1 protein-coding gene is annotated in these 586 nt (G+C 33.8%); it reads right to left on the bottom strand.

Going from position 1 to position 586, the window contains the following annotated elements; translation table 11 throughout:
* Positions 1 to 220 precede the first annotated feature (220 nt).
* On the bottom strand, positions 221 to 496 hold the full coding sequence (locus tag HCJ50_RS15610) for a transposase (protein WP_185347665.1): 276 nt from the start codon (positions 494 to 496) through the stop codon (positions 221 to 223).
* Between the last annotated feature and the right edge of the window lie 90 nt (positions 497 to 586).

Below are 586 nucleotides of genomic sequence, written 5' to 3'. Positions count from 1 at the left end.
ATTTCTTGAGTTAATAAATAATGGAGCTTAGTTAATCCAATTCGTCCCTTATGTGTTTGGTGTAAATCTGTAATTTTACTTTGTATATACGCCTTCTGTATTCCCCGTTTTGATAGCTTTCGTTTTTTCCAGGCATAATAACTACTTCTGCCAACTTTCAAGCGTTTACATAACCACTTAATTCCAAAATAATTGCCTTCTTCTTTGATGAACTGGAATTTTATTTGATTTCTTTCGCAAAGAAGGCGCTGGCCTTTTTTAAAAATTCATTTTCCTTTTTCAATTCTGCGTTTTCTTTCAATAGCTTACTAATATCTGGTTGTTCTTCGGTTCCAGAGAGCAGTTGTGGTTTATATTTTTTAATCCAATCATTAAGACTACCGCCACCAAGACCGTATTCTTTTTGGACACTTTGAATTGAACGCCCTTCAAAGAGTACCAGTTTGACGAGTTGTAGTTTGAATGCTTCTTCATATCTTTTGACTGTTTTTGACATCGTATTCTCTCCTTTTGACACTTGGGTTTTCTTTCTTTTATTTTATCATTTTTTCTCTAACCCTGGGTCTACTTTTATTGTACTATGTCA

The organism is Listeria immobilis, from assembly GCF_014322765.1.
In the GTDB taxonomy this organism is placed as follows: Bacteria; Bacillota; Bacilli; order Lactobacillales; family Listeriaceae; genus Listeria; species Listeria immobilis.
The sequence above is the reverse complement of the archived record's forward strand: the minus strand, read 5'-3'. Positions and strand labels throughout refer to the sequence as shown.

Bases quoted from the DNA above. Each gene is read 5' to 3' on its own strand.
- HCJ50_RS15610 (WP_185347665.1), bottom strand. From the start codon at position 496: ATGTCAAAAACAGTCAAAAGATATGAAGAAGCATTCAAACTACAACTC.